Origin of the sequence: Mycobacterium europaeum, from assembly GCF_034555895.2 — a bacterium.
Classification (GTDB): Bacteria; Actinomycetota; Actinomycetes; order Mycobacteriales; family Mycobacteriaceae; genus Mycobacterium; species Mycobacterium europaeum.
In genome coordinates this window covers 323,995-338,422 of the sequence record NZ_CP157315.1, presented here as the reverse complement: position 1 = coordinate 338,422, position 14,428 = coordinate 323,995, and the positions used below count along the sequence as shown (strand labels likewise).

The following is a 14,428-nucleotide window of genomic DNA, read 5'->3' as shown; positions in this document are numbered from 1 at the left end:
ACTCCTTCGATGAGGGAGTTGAGCGTGGCTGAGCAGCGGTATCAGGCTGTGATGGCGGTGGTGATGGGTTGTCGGTGTCACAGGCCGCAGAAAAGACCGGGGTGGCGCGTCAGGCGCGCACTCGTGGTTGGCCCGCTATGAGACCCAGGGCCTGGTGGAGTTGATGGGAACGGTCGCATCGGCGGGTGATTAGTCCGCATCAGATGCCCCGCAGGTTGAGGCGATTCCGCCGGAATTGCGGCGTCACGGCCGTATTGGGGGCCGCGGCGGTTGGTGTCGAGGGGCACCCTGCCAGGGGTATGACGTCGGGCGATGCCTCAGATTCGGTGACAACGGACACCCGCGAAACGGCGAGTCGGCATTCGCCTTTACGTCGCTACTAGTGAACGAATCGCCGTGTAACAAGCGACTGCGACCAGAAGCCATACGAACCAGCGGATGAGTCGGGCTGTCGGCCCCGGTCGAATTTTGAGCAGTTTCTTCCGGTCGAAAACTGAGCAGGTTTGTTTACGGGGTTGAGTCTGCCTGACGGTCGGCTTCGACGGAGGGCAGGGACTCGATTGCGGTGTGTTTGATGCGGTAGCTGGCCCCTTTGAGGGCGATGACGTCGGCGTGGTGCACGATGCGGTCGATCATCGCTGAGGCGATGGTGGCCTCGCCGAAGACCTGGCCCCACCGGGAAAACGGCAGGTTAGAGGTCAAGATGATCGAGGATTTCTCGTATCGGGTGGACACCAGTTGGAAGAACAGGTTGGCCGCTTCGGTGTCGAAGGGTATGTAGCCGACTTCATCGATGACGATCAGCCCGATGCGCGAGATTTTGCGCAGCTCGGAATCGAGGCGCCCGATGCGGTGGGCTTCGGCCAGCCGGGTGACCCAGCCGGTGGCCGCCGCGAAGGCGACCCGGTGCCCGGCCTGGGCGGCTGCGATCGCTAACGCGGTCGCCAAGTGTGTTTTGCCGGTGCCCGGTGGTCCTAGCAGCACGATGTTGCGGGCTTCGGCCAGCCAGCCGCCGGCTTCTAGGCGGGCGATCTGTGCGCGGTCGACGTGGGGTTGGGCGGTGAAGTCGAAGTCGTTGATCGTTTTGATCGCCGGGAACCCCGCATAGCGGATGCGTTGCCGGGCACCAGATTCGGCCCGGGCATTGGATTCCACGGCTAGCACGGCAGCCAGGTAGTCCTCGAGTGACCAGCCCGCAGCGCGGCCTTGTTCGGCCAGCCGCCCGTAGTGGGCGGCGATCCGCGGGGCTTTGAGCAGCCGGGATTGGTGGGCGATCAGCTTGTCCGCCTCCCCGGGAACGGGAGCGCGTTTGGTGGCCATCAGGCGACCTCCCCGGTCCCAAACAGCGCGTCATAGGCCCCTAGATCGGCGACTTGGACCTCCACGTCCATGTGAGCACCCGCCGTCGGGCGGTCCCGGAAGTTCTCCCGCATGATCGCCGCCGCGGCCAGATGCTCAGGATCACCAACCAATCCCGCGGTGCCCCAGAGCCGTTGGTGGTCAGCGACCACCCGCTCACCACAGCGGGCCATCACCCGATCCAGCGATACGGACACGGTGATCATCCGACCGATCGCCTCGGGATGCACCGAATAGGCGTTGCCGCCGATGCTGACGTAGTAGTCGCGACCCAGCCGCGTGGTGATCATGGTGCCGGTGGCCGGGGCCACCGGCGGCAGCGCGGCCATCGCCTGCAGATCGGTGCCCAGCGCCTGGGCGGGGATCATCGTGGTCGTAGCGTGCCGGCGTGGGTTGGCCACCTGCGCCAGCCACTGCGCGAGCTGGGTGTTGAAGTCCGCAGGCGAGCAAAACCGCCGACCCGGCAGAAACGACGACCTCAAATAGCCGTTGGCCCGCTCGACGAGCCCCTTGGTCTCCGGATCATAGGGGCGGGCCTGGATGAGCCGGGTGCCCAAGACTCCGCAGAACCCGGCCACCCCGTCGGCAAGCCGACCGCGTTGACCAATCCCGGCCTCGTTGTCCCACAACAATGTTCGCGGCACCGCGCCGATGCACCCCGAGAGCAGCTGCCACATGCCGCCCAGCAGATCCCCGGTGACCCGCGACGGGATCATCATCGCGGCGATAAACCGCGAGTAGGCGGCCACCATCACCAATACGGGAAACGATCGCAGCACTCCGGCATGGTCGGGCACCACCCGGCCGGGCAGCCACAGATCGCACTGCACCTGCTCACCGGGCAGATGCACCAGCCGGTCGCACGGATCAGCCGGGGCGTACTCCGGGCGAATCCGGGCAACGTTTTCCCCAAACCACGAGTGCCCACCCGTCCAACCCACTCGCTCGGCGATCACCGTCGCCGGCATCCTCGGATACGCGCTGAGCACCGCTCGCACGGCTGGCTCGATCTGCGCCCACGCCGAGGTCGTCACCGGCGCCCGCTCATAGCGCGGCGGACTATCCGAACCCAGCGCCTTGGCCACAGTGTTGCGTGACAGACCCAGCCGTCGGGCGATCGCAGCCTGCGACAACTTCTCCGACCGATACAGCCGGCGGATCTCAGCCCAATCCTCCACAGTGATCACTCTCCAATCGAAGGGTGCTCACTTTTCGACCGGGTGGTTTCTAGGGGCGGTCGCAACACTTCTCTAGGTTCTGGAGGTTGTGTTGTCATCGTCGCGTCGCGTGAAAAAAGGCCCGGGCCGACGGCCACAGTCCGCCAAGCGTGAGCGATTTACGGAGCTGCGCGCCCGGGGCTGGTCCATCTTGGCGGCGGGTCGTGAAGTCGGTGTGTCCCGTACCGCAGCAAACAATTGGGCAAGGGGGTACAAAACCTATCGGCGTGGCGAGGCCGTGGGATTCGTGCCCGCACTCGATCGTTTGGCTGTGCGCCAGATCAGCGATCGCTATCTATCCGAAGAGGAGCGGATCGGCATCGCCGATCTGCGCCGCACGGGCATGGGTGTTCGGCAGATCGCCACCACGCTTGGCCGGGCACCATCGACCGTATCGAGGGAGTTGCGCCGCAACAGCCGCCGCGACGGCCAGTACCGGCCGTTTGAAGCCCACCGCTGGGCGGTTCAGCGCAGAGCGCGTCGTCACCAGCGGCGGGTCGACAAGAATCCCGCCCTGTGTGACCTGATCGCCGAGCTCCTCGCTCAACGGTGGAGCCCGCAGCAGATCGCCCGACACTTGCGGCGCGAATACCCCGAGGACCGATTGATGTGGTTGTGCCACGAAAGCATCTACCGGGCTGTGTACCAACCCCATTCGCGCTTGATACGGCCGCCACAGGTCAGGTCGTCACACCGGGGTCCGTTGCGCACTGGCAGGACCCATCGCCGCGCGCACCAGCGGCCGGGTCGGCGGCGTCCGAGGTTCGCCCAGCCGATGTTGTCGATCCATCAGCGGCCATTCGCTCCCGCCGACCGCAGCCAGCCGGGGCATTGGGAAGGTGACCTCATCGTCGGCAAGAACCAGCGCTCGGCGATCGGGACCCTGGTCGAGCGCCAGACCCGCCTGATTCGGCTGATGCACCTTCCCACCCGTGACGCCGACTCCCTGCGTATCGCGATCGCCACGACCATGGGTGGCCTGCCATCGAACTTGATCCGATCGATCACCTGGGATCAGGGCATCGAAATGGCCCGACACACCGACATCACCGCAGACCTCGGCGTGCCGGTCTACTTTTGCGACTCCCGCTCGCCGTGGCAGCGCGGCAGCAACGAGAACGCGAACGGGCTGCTACGCCAATATTTCCCCAAGGGCACCAGCCTAAGCACCTACACACCCGACCATCTGCGCGCTGTCGAATACGAGATCAATAACCGCCCCCGCCACACCCTCGAAGACCGCAGTCCCGCCGAACTTTTCACCGCGCTGCTAACCTCACCAGACCATCAACTGTTGCGACGTTGACTAGAAGCCACCCCGGAATCACCTGCTCACTTTTCGACCGGAACCGACACGGGCCGCTGGTACCCGGCTGGCGAGCCCGTTACCCAACAGCACCCCGACGCTGCCCGCCGCGGTGAAAGGTATCGCTATCGGCCAGTCGATGGGGCCGCTTTGAAGGTGAAACGCAAGTCCTTCGGCCGAGCTGATGGCGATAACGAGCAGCGAAGTCCCGACTGCAGTAGGCATTTCATAGTCAAGTGCCAAGACCAGCGCCGGCACGATTACGAAGCCGCCACCCACCCCGAAGAAACCGGTGAGGAAGCCGACGACGGTACCGGCGATCACCAGTCGCCAGCCGGTGGCAAACCACGTTCTCCGGTGCTCGCCTCCGTTGTCGCCGGACGCGCAGTCCGCGTGCGGAGACGTTGTCGCGCGGCGCTCGCCGGTGCCGTCGGCCTGCTGGACGCCACCGGCGCCGACCGAGGCCAGCTGCTTTGTATGGCATGGCGTTTCGGTGTGCCGTGCGTACATGCGCCAAGCAGCCACCAAGATCAAGCCTGAAAAGATCAATAGCAGAGTGTCATTGGGGATTGCTCGGCTGAGCAAGGATCCAAGCAATGAGCCACCGATGCCGACCAACCCGAAGATCATGCCGGAGCGGATCCGTACCCGGCCCCCGCGCCAATGCCCGATCATGCCGACCAGAGCCGTAGCCCCCACGGCCACGAGTGACGTTGTGGTCGCGGCGTGTGCGCTCTCTCCTACCCCGTAGACCAAGGCGGGGACGGCGAGAATGGATCCACCACCCCCGAGGGCCCCGAGGGCCAGGCCGATCAAAAGGCCTAACGGTGTTGCGATGGCAATGCCGCTCAGGCTCATCGTGCTGTCCGCCGGATGTGGCCGTGCGTGTCTATTCCCAGGCCGATCATGAGACGCACGAGCGGTCCTGCGAGCGCTCAGCAGCCGTGAGGATGCCTACCCGATGCAGCAGCAGACTCGTTGGACACCAACCGACCGCGGCGTCGAGCAACAGATTCGCGCCGACGAATCCAGTCAATACGCGCCAGCGAGGCGAATACTTTTGCCCCAACAGCAAGCTGGCGAGCACCACGCTCCCGGCTAGCAGGTGCACGGCACGTTCCAGCGTCCACCCTTGCGGCTTGGGCATTCCGAACGCCCCCCGTTGCATTGCGGGCCGAGTCATCCGATCTCCCATGATCATTCCCCCTTTCAGCCCAGGCTTACTTCTTGGTACCCGCCTTATTCGGCGGTGAATCGCACTGCGCGCACGCCTGACTCTTTAAGCGCGATCATCCGGCTTACACTTCTCGCTGGAATCCCCGTATACGACCCGAGCCGTGACAATCATCGAAGTCGAAACGGCCAGCGTGAACAGCCAGGCGCTGGCAGCCATCTGGACACCGCCGCTGAGGATATGCCCGCTCGTACACCCATCGGCCATCCGTGCCCCGAACATCATGACGCAGGAACCACCGAAGCTGGCGATCGCTCGCTTACCGCGACTGGATCCGAAGCGGTTCCGCCATGATGGCGGAATAACCGGCCTGAACCCTTGGAAGTGGCGGCTTATAAAAAGCGCCGTGAGCAGCGCCCCGACAAAAGTTCCCATGTCCGATAATGGCTCCCAACCAGCCCTTTTCGCCATGATCTTGCTGTATTCAAAATCAGGAAGCAGTAAATTGCCGACGATCCAAGAGTACGTAGTGGATTCGCCGAAGATTTGGCGGAAAAATATGGCGAGCACTGCGGCCACGCCAACCACGGCACTCATACCAAGCTTCACGGGTGAGAAAAAGTTGCTATTGGGCACGTCATCTTTGATCACACGGGACAGCCAACGCGACCGGCCCTCGTACAAGCTCCCCTCCGCTAGGTACGCAGCCGTGTCGGCAACGAATTCTCGGTCGAGCGCGTCGCTACCGCCACGTACAGCGCGAACGACGAAGCTTCTGCCCCCCGCATAGCGGGGAAGGAACATCACAAGAGCAAGCAGCGCGATTGCGTACCCGACGGCGATTACGAACGTAAACCCAGGATGGATGCGGTCGATCGGTCCCGAAGCGATCAGATTTCCCAGATTTGCCGTGTGCACCAACCAACGACCCACTGCCGTTTGATAGAGCATCGTCCAGGCCACCGCTCCGAGAAGAGCGCCCGGCAAGGCATACAATGCATCACGGCGCCCTTCACCGAGCGCCATCAATTCAGAACCTGGCACATAGCCCGAAACAGCCATTCCGGCTCCGAACAACAGTCCGCCGAGAGTAACTCCAACTACGTAGGCCGGCTTCGGCGAAAAATGCATCGAAAAACCGCACGCATACAAACCATAAAGGACGACCGCGCCGACTGCCGATGCGATGGCTATGCAGCCGAACAACAACCTGTCCTTCCATCGGGCCAGGCGGATCAGCGTCTCTGGGTTGCCGATTCCCCAAAGCTCTCCAATTGCGCCGAAGAGCACCCCGAAGATCAAACCGACCCACAGCGGAGCGGTAACGTCAATCACGCTTGGGCCTTATCGCGCATTTGCGTCGCCTGCTTGTTGGGTTCGCATGTTGTGATCATTCCTTGCTGACATCTCCCGTGCCGGGGTCGCCGTGGTGGCGACCAATATAGGCCTCCTCCCGCATCATCGAAATCAATTTGTGATCCGTCGTCGTGATCAACCGGTATACCGCCGACCCTCGCGGCCCGCGCCGGTCCGGAAATGCGCGCCGTGCTTGAGGGCGGACTACTGTCGTCGTCACTACCAGGCCCCCGTAGGGCACTCAGGATCCACCATCGATACTACCGAATTGCGAAAAACGTTGACCAGCAAAGGAATAAGCTCTCTCACCTCGACGGACCGTAACGATGCCGATGGCTTAGGTCCGACTCGGACAGTCCCTGCCAAGGCCGAGACCCACAGTCACCAACGCGGTACCCGTACCCCTACCCGTATGGCCGAAACATTTCCGGGCTGGGTTGATCAAGCGAGCATGGGTGTCGCTGGCCGTCGCGCTCGTCCCGGCTTTGCCGGGCTGTCGATGTCGCACCTGCGCGGCATGCTCGAGTCGCATCAAAAGAGCTCGACCCGACGGTGCCGCCGTCGTGATCGAGCCGGTGACCACAAGCAGGTCACGTACGACATCTTCAGACCCGCAACCACTCTGGCAAACATCAATTACCTGGACGCGCACGGAGCCTCACCAGAATGAGGTTCGCAGCCCGCCATCGTCGTACACGGTCACCACGCGACTGCCCGCCGTGTTCGCCAACGTGGTGGCGCTGTTGTGCGCCCACTCCCTCAAGGAATGGATGGCGCGACGGCGATCGAGTGCGACGAGAGCGGCGGCGCGTTGCTTCATCAACACGCCGGTGACAACGAGACAAAGTGGGTTTGGGACGGCGTTGTTCGCGGGCGGGGTGGCACGCGCCGTCATGCCCCATGCCTCACGGTCGAATGCCGTACCCTTCGCCGTCGTCGGCCAGATAAGTGACGACGTACCACCGTCCGGGCGGTCGGCTGCTCGTGTCGTATTCCTCGGTCGGGGTCGCCCGCTCCAGCCGAACGTCCGTCAATTGCGGATTGTGCACGCGGATATAGTCTTCGAGCTCGGCCAGGAGCGCATCGCCCGTCAGTACCGTATCCGCGAGCGCCTTCGCCTCGCGCTTGGCCCAACTCACGCGTTACATCTTGCCCCGACCGGTGCGGCCGGCGGCTGACGCCGTGGGTTAGGTCGCCATCCGCCCGTCGAGCACGATGCCCAGCCGAACGGCGCCACCCCTGCGGTGCACGCCCTCGATACGTACCTCGATGTCTGGCCGCCGCGGCTTGCCGGCGGTCGACGTGGCTGGGTTGTCGAAGGTGATCATCGCCGATCTCCTCTCTCGCTACGCCCCCGCTCTATTCAGGGTGCGACACGTATACCGACTATTCGGGGTGCGACACGATCACGATTAGGGCAAGACGGTGTGCATCAGCATCACGTCGTACGCCGACCACAACGACAGGTTGAAGTACAGGTCCCGGCCGGACGACCAGGGGTGGATCATCGGCGCGTAGATGCCACCGGGCATCGAGAACGACGACACCAGCGGTTGCTCCGGGCTCCACGGTCCCTGTGGGGTCGGCGCGGTGCGGGCCACCACGTCGTTGCTGCCGCCGTTGGTGTAGAGCACCAGATATTGCTTGAGGTAGTTGTTGTACTGGGCCGACATTTCGCCTACCGGACCCGGGAAGATCGGCGTGGCCGCGCCCGGATTGTTGGGAACCCAGCGACCGCCTTCGTCGCCGTTCCAGTACTGGTACTTGGTGAGGTCGGGCAGCTGACCCGGGGGCACCCGCGACAGGAAGGCCGCGCCACTGCGTCCCGACGGAGTCCCGAACTGGTAGAGGTAGCCGTCGTTGCCCTTCATGAAGGCACCCATCTGGAAGTTCTCGTTCCCGGGGGTGAACCCGGCCCCCGGGATGGCATCCGCCGAGGCGGTGCGGATCGAGGTGGGGAAGATCCCCCAGTTCTGGCCGTTGTCGTTGGACCGCGCGATCGCCGAGTAGTTCGTCGACCATTCGCCGTCGCGACCCCACTGCCGGATGGACATGTAGCTCATGTACTGCGTCCTGCCGAGCGAGATGGCGGCGGTCGGAATGATCCCGGTCTCGTGTGCTGCCTTATGGATGGTGTTGACGACCTGCTTGGACAGGTTCGGCGCCCACACGGGTGAACCGGAGTACCGGTCGTTGGGGATGCCGTCGGCGATGTGGATGCCGTGCGACAGATCACGGTCCGAGCTGCGGAAGAGCGTGTTGTAACGCCACTGCTGGCCCTTGACCCTGCAGTAGCCGAAGGTGTCACCGAAGGCCATGAGCACTTGACGATTCGCGGGATCTCCGTTGTCCCAGGCGATCCCGAGGTCGGTACCGGAGATGCTGAAGCGCTGCAGAGTCTTGTTGGGCCCGTCGGGTCCGGTCACCCAGTCGACCAGCGATGTCGGCGCCCCCGCGATCGAGGGGGGCGGCGCCGGCGCGGGTTGCGGTGGCGGGACCGGGGCCGCGTTGGGCTGCAACTGACCGGCGTTCGGCGGCTGCGGGAGGGCGGGGACCGGCGGATTGGGCCCGGGCGGTAATACCTCGGCCTGCGGTCTCATCGGGGCGACCTGCCGTGGGATCGCCGGCTTGAGGAACGACGAGATCAGCGGCCCCAGCTTGGGCAGTGGCGCCTGGTCGTTGGTGTGGCTGGGTCTGCGCCCGGTGGGCGGCTGGACGACCGGCTGGGGTGCGGGCATCGCCGGCGGCGCGGCGGGTGGCTCGACGTTCGCCTCCGGCGCGCCGCACGGCGTGGCATTGGCCGACGGTGCGGGGCCGACCACGTAGACGAGTCCGACAGCGGCCGCCGACGCCATCGATAGCGACACACTTCGAAGAATCGCCGACATGTAACACCTTTCGAGCGGCAGGGACACCGCATTGACGTCCGCAGTTGGCTCATGTGACGATAGTGATCAGAGCGGCTGTTGTGACTAGTGATGCAGCGATAGGTACGTATCCGTGACCGTGTCGCAACGGAGCCACCGATCCCCATAAGTCCGGTCGCGTGACTGCCTACGTTGCCGGTGGCGCCGCGATCCGCCGGACTCTGCGAGAGCGTCGGCACTCCCGGACGCGGCATTCTTCGGGGCTGCCTCGCGGGGTCCGGCTGGCCGCGGTCGTCGTTCTGGTCGGTTACTACCCCGCCCGGAGGTGGCCGACGCACCGGGCGTCTACGGAGCACTCGGTCAGGAAGATCGGGCCGACGCCACCGGGCTCGTTGTAGTCGAGGTGCTAAAGCGCTATCCGCGTGGCGATTTCACCGCCCTCATCCGACCGTTGCCGCACCTCACCCCGACGCAACCGAGCCCACCACACTCATCTACACCGCGATCCGAAGCCAGGCCGGGGACCCCCGGAGCACAGGCCTATCGCGCCCCGTGCCCGGCGCGACTCGACACCGCATGTTTGTTTGCCGCGGTACGGGGCAATGTTCCATGAGAGGCGCACGCGTCGGCCGGCCTTCGCGTTCGCCTAGGTCCCGTCGGTTCAGCCCGAGAGCCGACGGGGCCGCCCTCATTTGCGCCAGGGGCCGGACCATGAGCCGCTCGCGGATAGGCCTCAACGGCGAGGCCGTCCAGGAGTAGCCTGCGGCGTATGGATGGCTCGGCCGGTGTGTGGATCCTGGGCGGTTGCCAAACCGATTTCGCCCGCAACCTGACCAAAGAGGGCCGCGACTTCGCCGCCCTGACCGCCGAGATCGTCGAGGCGACGCTGGCCTCGGCCAAGGTCAACGCCGCCGACATCGAAGTGGTGCACGTGGCGAACGCCTTCGGGGAGATGTTCGCCCGTCAGGGTCACCTCGGGGCGATGCCCGCGACGGTCTGCCCCGATCTTTGGGACACCCCGGCCTCCCGGCATGAGGCGGCGTGCGCGTCGGGCAGCGTCGCCGCACTGTCCGCGATGGCCGATCTGCGGTCCGGCGCCTATGACACCGCGCTGGTGGTGGGCATCGAGCTCGAGAAAACCGTGCCCGGTGACACCGCGGCGGAACACCTGGGTGCGGCCGCGTGGACCGGTCACGAGGGGGCCGGCGCGCGCTACCTGTGGCCGTCGATGTTCGCCGCCGTCGCCGACGAATACGACCGGCGCTATGGCCTGGACGACACCCACCTGCGCGCCGTCGCGCAGCTGAACTTCGCGAACGCGCGGCGTAACCCCAACGCCCAGACCCGTGCTTGGACGGTCCCCGACCCCATCACGGACGACGACGCCACCAACCCGATCACCGAGGGGCGGCTGCGGCGCTTCGACTGCAGCCAAATGACCGATGGCGCGGCGGGATTGGTTCTGGTCGGCGACGCCTACCTGCGCGAGCACCCCGACGCGCGCCCGATCGGCCGCATCGAGGGTTGGGGGCACCGGACGGTGGGGCTGGGCCTGCGGCAGAAGCTGGACCGAGCGGCGGACGACCCCTACATCCTTCCGCACGTGCGGACCGCCGTGCACGACGCGTTGCGGCGCGCCAGGCTGACCCTCGACCACCTCGACGGCTACGAGGTGCACGACTGTTTCACCCCCAGCGAGTACCTGGCCATCGACCACATCGGGCTGACCGGCCCAGGCGAGTCCTGGAAGGCCATCGAAAACGGCGAGATCGAGATCGGCGGCCGGCTGCCGATCAATCCCAGTGGCGGCCTCATCGGCGGCGGCCACCCGGTCGGCGCCTCCGGCGTGCGCATGCTGCTCGACGCGGCCAAACAGGTCAGCGGCGCGGCCGGCGAGTATCAGGTCGAGGGGGCGCGGAAGTTCGGCACCCTCAATTTCGGCGGCAGCACCGCCACCACCGTGAGCTTCGTTGTCGGCGCGGCAGAGGGCGCGTGAGATGGACGTTGAGCTCGTCGGCAAGTTCCTGTCCACGCTGCCCGAAGACGACGACCACCCCTACCGGACCGGGCCCTGGCGTCCCCAGACCACCGAATGGAACGCCGACGACCTCACCGCCGTCGAAGGGGAGATCCCGCGCGACCTGGACGGCATCTACCTGCGCAACACCGAAAACCCGCTGCATCCCGCCCTGAAGACCTATCACCCGTTCGACGGCGACGGCATGCTGCACATCGTCGGATTCCGCGACGGAAAAGCCTTCTACCGCAACCGTTTTATCCGCACCGACGGCTTCCTGGCGGAGAACGAAGCCGGTGAACCACTGTGGCCGGGACTGGCCGAGCCCGTGCAGTTGGCCAAGCGCGGGGACGGCTGGGGCGCCCGCAGCCGGATGAAGGACGCGTCGAGCACCGACGTCATCGTCCACCGCGGCGTCGCGCTGACCAGCTTCTACCAGTGCGGCGACCTCTACCGGGTCGATCCCCGTTCGGGCGAAACCCTGGGCAAGGAGACCTGGAACGGGCACTTCCCGACCGATTGGGGTGTGTCCGCGCACCCGAAGGTGGACTCCAAGACCGGTGAACTGCTGTTCTTCAACTACAGCAAGCGGGACCCCTACCTGCGCTACGGTGTGGTCGACCAGACCGGCGAACTCGTCCACTACGTCGACATCCCCCTTCCCGGGCCGCGGCTGCCGCACGACATGGCCTTCACCGAGAACTACGTGATTCTCAACGACTTTCCGTTGTTCTGGGACCCGGTCCTGCTCGAGCAGGACGTACACCTGCCGCGTTTCTATCCCGACATGCCGTCACGTTTCGCGGTCCTGCCCCGCCGCGGCGGAACCGGGGACATCCGATGGTTCGAGGCGGACCCGACGTTCGTGTTGCACTTCGTCAACGCCTACGAGGACGGTGACGAGATCGTGCTCGACGGCTTCTTCGAGGGCGATCCTTCGCCGATGGACAACGGTGGAACCAAGTGGGACAAGCTGTTCCGGTTCCTGGCACTCGATCGCCTGCAGTCGCGGCTGCACCGGTGGCGTTTCAACCTGGCCACCGGCGCCGTGCGCGAAGAGCGATTGTCGGAGTCGGTCACCGAGTTCGGGACCATCAACCCCGACTTTGCCGCAAGCGACTACCGCTACGCCTATGCCGCCACCGGCAAACCGGGCTGGTTCCTCTTCGACGGGCTCGTCAAACACGATCTGCGCACCGGAGGCCAACAGGCATTCTCCTTCGGCGACGGCGTCTACGGCAGCGAGACGGCGATGGCCCCACGGCGCGGTGCCACCGGCGAGGACGACGGCTACCTGGTCACCCTGACCACCGACATGAACGCCGACGCCTCCTATTGCGTCGTCTTTGATGCCGGGCGTTTGGCCGACGGCCCGGTCTGCAAAATTCAACTGCCGGAGCGTATTTCCAGCGGAACTCATTCCACCTGGGCGCCCGGCGAACAACTCCGGCGCTGGAGCACCGCGGAGTCCCCGGCGAGCGCGGTCGGGTTGTGATGGAGGCGCACAAGCTCCGTCGGACCACGCACTGGCCGATGCAACTGGCGTCGATCGGCGGCATTCGTTTTGCGCGCCGGTCGTCGAACTTCCAAGAGGCGGTGCGGTTTTACCGCGAGCTGGTGGGGTTGCCGCTCTACGAGACGTTCGCCGACAGCTACGGCAGCAACGGCGCGATCTTCGGCCTGCCCAGCTGGAACCTGACCCTGGAGATCGTGGAATCCGCCGAGCCGGTCGCGGTGGACCCCCACGAACAGCTGTGCCTGTACTTCCCCGACCGGCAGGCCCAGCAGGGGGCGATCGTCCGCCTGCGAGCGGCGGGCGTCGAACCCGTCGAACAGCATGCGTACTGGGAGGCGACGGGCGCGCTCACCTACCGCGACCCGGACGGCCGCGAGATCGTGTTCGCGCCCTTCGTGTTCGGTGTCAACGAGCCCGGCGACAGCTCCACGTCAGGAACACACGAGTTCCCGACGCCGTAACGACCTCAGCGACCGGGCCCGCCGGAAGCCAAGGCCGCGATCACGGCCCCGATGGAACACACCACCGCACAGACCGCCGCGATCGCGGCGACATAGAGACCGTATTGCGCCGACACCGGCGGATTGACGTTGAGCTTGTAGTACCACGCCGTCAGGGCGACGATGAGCAGCGAAATCACCAGCGCCGCAACGGAAGCGAGACGCACCGCAAGGCCGCGGCCGACCATCGCCCCGGTCACCAGCAGCGCCGAGGACAGCAGCACGATGAGCTGGCCGGCGCCGAACCCCCGCGGAAGTTCCAAGTTGCCGTGAGCGCCGCCGATGCCGTTGGCCCAGCCCCCGCCGTTGACCGCCGTCGTCAGCCACGGTAGCCACGCGCTGGCCGAGATCACCAACGCGAAAAGCGCAACCAGCCAACCAGGGCGCAGCCGGCGAGTCATGTCAGCGAGATTAACCGACCACGCGAGCGTGGCGCTCCTCGGTCAGCGGTGCCCGCCGGAACCGTTCATGCCGGGGTCCGGGCGAGTGAACACCGTGACGAAGTTCTGCAGCGACGTGTCGATGTCGCCACGCAGCGCGGCGGCGACGATCATGCCGATCGGCCCGAACAGCGCCGGGCCACCGAGGTGAACGTCGAAGCTGACGACGGAGCCCTCCTCCGCGGGCTGGACTTTGGCCATCAGTTTCACCTTGACACCACCGACGCCGTCGCCGTTGAGCGTCATGCCCTCCGGCGGCTTGTACCGGACGACCGTCCACTTGATCCGGTTGTACATGCCCTTGACTTCCACGATCGACTCCACGACCGTGCCTTTGTCGATGTCGTCGGGCAGTCTGCTGCGCCACACCCGGTGAATGGTCAGCCAGTCCTTGAACCGGGCCAGGTCGGAGGCATGCTTCCAGGCCACCTCGGGTGGCAGCGGGACGTCGATGGATCCGGAGAGTTTCGCCATGAGCTCAGTTCTGGTTGTCGCCTTTTGCCGCTGATTCGGCCGCCTTCTTGGCCTCTTCTTGCACTTTGTGGATGGTGTCGGAGTACTTGCCCTGCGTCTTGTCGTCGACGAACTCGCCGGCCTTGTCGATTGCGGTCTCGACCTTGTCGGCGTTCTGCGACAACAGCTCTTTGGCCTTGTCCAGGAATCCCATGTACCCGTC

General features: G+C 65.4%; 17 protein-coding genes and 1 pseudogene. 5 read left to right on the top strand and 13 right to left on the bottom strand.

Annotated features, from left to right (window positions below; all coding sequences use genetic code 11):
- Window positions 1–507 precede the first annotated feature (507 nt).
- Window positions 508–1,320: an IS21-like element ISMyma9 family helper ATPase IstB gene (gene istB, locus U8D42_RS01790; RefSeq protein ID WP_322861696.1), complete on the bottom strand. Its 813-nt coding sequence runs from the start codon at window positions 1,318–1,320 to the stop codon at window positions 508–510.
- Entirely contained in the window at window positions 1,320–2,537 is a 1,218-nt protein-coding gene (istA, locus tag U8D42_RS01785) for an IS21 family transposase (RefSeq protein ID WP_322861695.1), read from the bottom strand. Before istA ends, istB begins: the two co-directional genes overlap by 1 nt.
- Before the next feature lie 88 nt (window positions 2,538–2,625).
- Here istA and U8D42_RS01780 point away from each other — a divergent pair, with 88 nt between their 5' ends.
- Window positions 2,626–3,882, top strand: coding sequence for an IS30 family transposase (locus tag U8D42_RS01780; RefSeq protein WP_420492635.1), 1,257 nt, complete (start codon window positions 2,626–2,628; stop codon window positions 3,880–3,882).
- Window positions 3,883–3,900: 18 nt separating this feature from the next.
- Here U8D42_RS01780 and U8D42_RS01775 read toward each other — a convergent pair whose 3' ends face one another.
- The 4 genes and pseudogenes from U8D42_RS01775 to U8D42_RS29310 form a co-directional block, all read right to left on the bottom strand.
- Complete coding sequence (locus U8D42_RS01775; protein ID WP_322860881.1) at window positions 3,901–4,740, bottom strand: sulfite exporter TauE/SafE family protein; 840 nt, start codon at window positions 4,738–4,740, stop codon at window positions 3,901–3,903.
- Between the two features lie 46 nt (window positions 4,741–4,786).
- Window positions 4,787–5,029: a YgaP family membrane protein gene (locus U8D42_RS01770; RefSeq protein WP_431523851.1), complete on the bottom strand. Its 243-nt coding sequence runs from the start codon at window positions 5,027–5,029 to the stop codon at window positions 4,787–4,789.
- A 132-nt stretch (window positions 5,030–5,161) separates the two neighbouring features.
- Window positions 5,162–6,391, bottom strand: a complete 1,230-nt coding sequence (locus U8D42_RS01765) for a YeeE/YedE thiosulfate transporter family protein (protein WP_322860882.1) — start codon at window positions 6,389–6,391, stop codon at window positions 5,162–5,164.
- Between the two features lie 121 nt (window positions 6,392–6,512).
- Window positions 6,513–6,632 (bottom strand): annotated as a pseudogene (locus tag U8D42_RS29310) (hypothetical protein); the annotation flags it as partial.
- A 192-nt stretch (window positions 6,633–6,824) separates the two neighbouring features.
- Here U8D42_RS29310 and U8D42_RS29305 point away from each other — a divergent pair.
- Complete coding sequence (locus tag U8D42_RS29305; protein ID WP_431523817.1) at window positions 6,825–7,082, top strand: MmpS family transport accessory protein; 258 nt, start codon at window positions 6,825–6,827, stop codon at window positions 7,080–7,082.
- On the opposite strand, the gene U8D42_RS01760 is transcribed toward U8D42_RS29305, so the two are convergent.
- The 4 genes from U8D42_RS01760 to U8D42_RS01745 form a co-directional block, all read right to left on the bottom strand.
- Window positions 7,071–7,307, bottom strand: a complete 237-nt coding sequence (locus U8D42_RS01760; RefSeq protein ID WP_322860883.1) for a hypothetical protein — start codon at window positions 7,305–7,307, stop codon at window positions 7,071–7,073. The genes U8D42_RS29305 and U8D42_RS01760 overlap by 12 nt on opposite strands.
- Window positions 7,308–7,317: 10 nt before the next feature.
- Complete coding sequence (locus U8D42_RS01755) at window positions 7,318–7,551, bottom strand: hypothetical protein (protein WP_090417994.1); 234 nt, start codon at window positions 7,549–7,551, stop codon at window positions 7,318–7,320.
- A gap of 48 nt (window positions 7,552–7,599) precedes the next feature.
- Window positions 7,600–7,740: a hypothetical protein gene (locus U8D42_RS01750; protein ID WP_322860884.1), complete on the bottom strand. Its 141-nt coding sequence runs from the start codon at window positions 7,738–7,740 to the stop codon at window positions 7,600–7,602.
- A gap of 84 nt (window positions 7,741–7,824) precedes the next feature.
- Entirely contained in the window at window positions 7,825–9,300 is a 1,476-nt protein-coding gene (locus tag U8D42_RS01745) for a DUF4185 domain-containing protein (protein ID WP_085243276.1), read from the bottom strand.
- Between the two features lie 748 nt (window positions 9,301–10,048).
- Between U8D42_RS01745 and U8D42_RS01740 the strand changes: the two genes are divergently transcribed.
- The 3 genes from U8D42_RS01740 to U8D42_RS01730 are packed head-to-tail and all read left to right on the top strand — an operon-like array spanning window position 10,049 to window position 13,273.
- On the top strand, window positions 10,049–11,275 hold the full coding sequence (locus tag U8D42_RS01740) for an acetyl-CoA acetyltransferase (RefSeq protein ID WP_322860885.1): 1,227 nt from the start codon (window positions 10,049–10,051) through the stop codon (window positions 11,273–11,275).
- A gap of 1 nt (window position 11,276) precedes the next feature.
- Window positions 11,277–12,791 carry a carotenoid oxygenase family protein gene (locus U8D42_RS01735; protein ID WP_322860886.1) on the top strand — a complete coding sequence of 505 codons (1,515 nt, stop codon included), beginning with the start codon at window positions 11,277–11,279 and terminating at the stop codon, window positions 12,789–12,791.
- Complete coding sequence (locus tag U8D42_RS01730; protein ID WP_085243273.1) at window positions 12,791–13,273, top strand: VOC family protein; 483 nt, start codon at window positions 12,791–12,793, stop codon at window positions 13,271–13,273. Before U8D42_RS01735 ends, U8D42_RS01730 begins: the two co-directional genes overlap by 1 nt.
- Before the next feature lie 5 nt (window positions 13,274–13,278).
- On the opposite strand, the gene U8D42_RS01725 is transcribed toward U8D42_RS01730, so the two are convergent.
- Genes U8D42_RS01725 through U8D42_RS01715 form a run of 3 tightly spaced genes read right to left on the bottom strand, consistent with a single transcriptional unit; the run spans window position 13,279 to window position 14,419 of the window.
- On the bottom strand, window positions 13,279–13,713 hold the full coding sequence (locus U8D42_RS01725; protein WP_322860887.1) for a hypothetical protein: 435 nt from the start codon (window positions 13,711–13,713) through the stop codon (window positions 13,279–13,281).
- 42 nt (window positions 13,714–13,755) lie between these two features.
- On the bottom strand, window positions 13,756–14,226 hold the full coding sequence (locus tag U8D42_RS01720) for a type II toxin-antitoxin system Rv0910 family toxin (protein WP_085243271.1): 471 nt from the start codon (window positions 14,224–14,226) through the stop codon (window positions 13,756–13,758).
- A 4-nt stretch (window positions 14,227–14,230) separates the two neighbouring features.
- Complete coding sequence (locus U8D42_RS01715) at window positions 14,231–14,419, bottom strand: antitoxin (protein ID WP_085243270.1); 189 nt, start codon at window positions 14,417–14,419, stop codon at window positions 14,231–14,233.
- Window positions 14,420–14,428 lie beyond the last annotated feature (9 nt).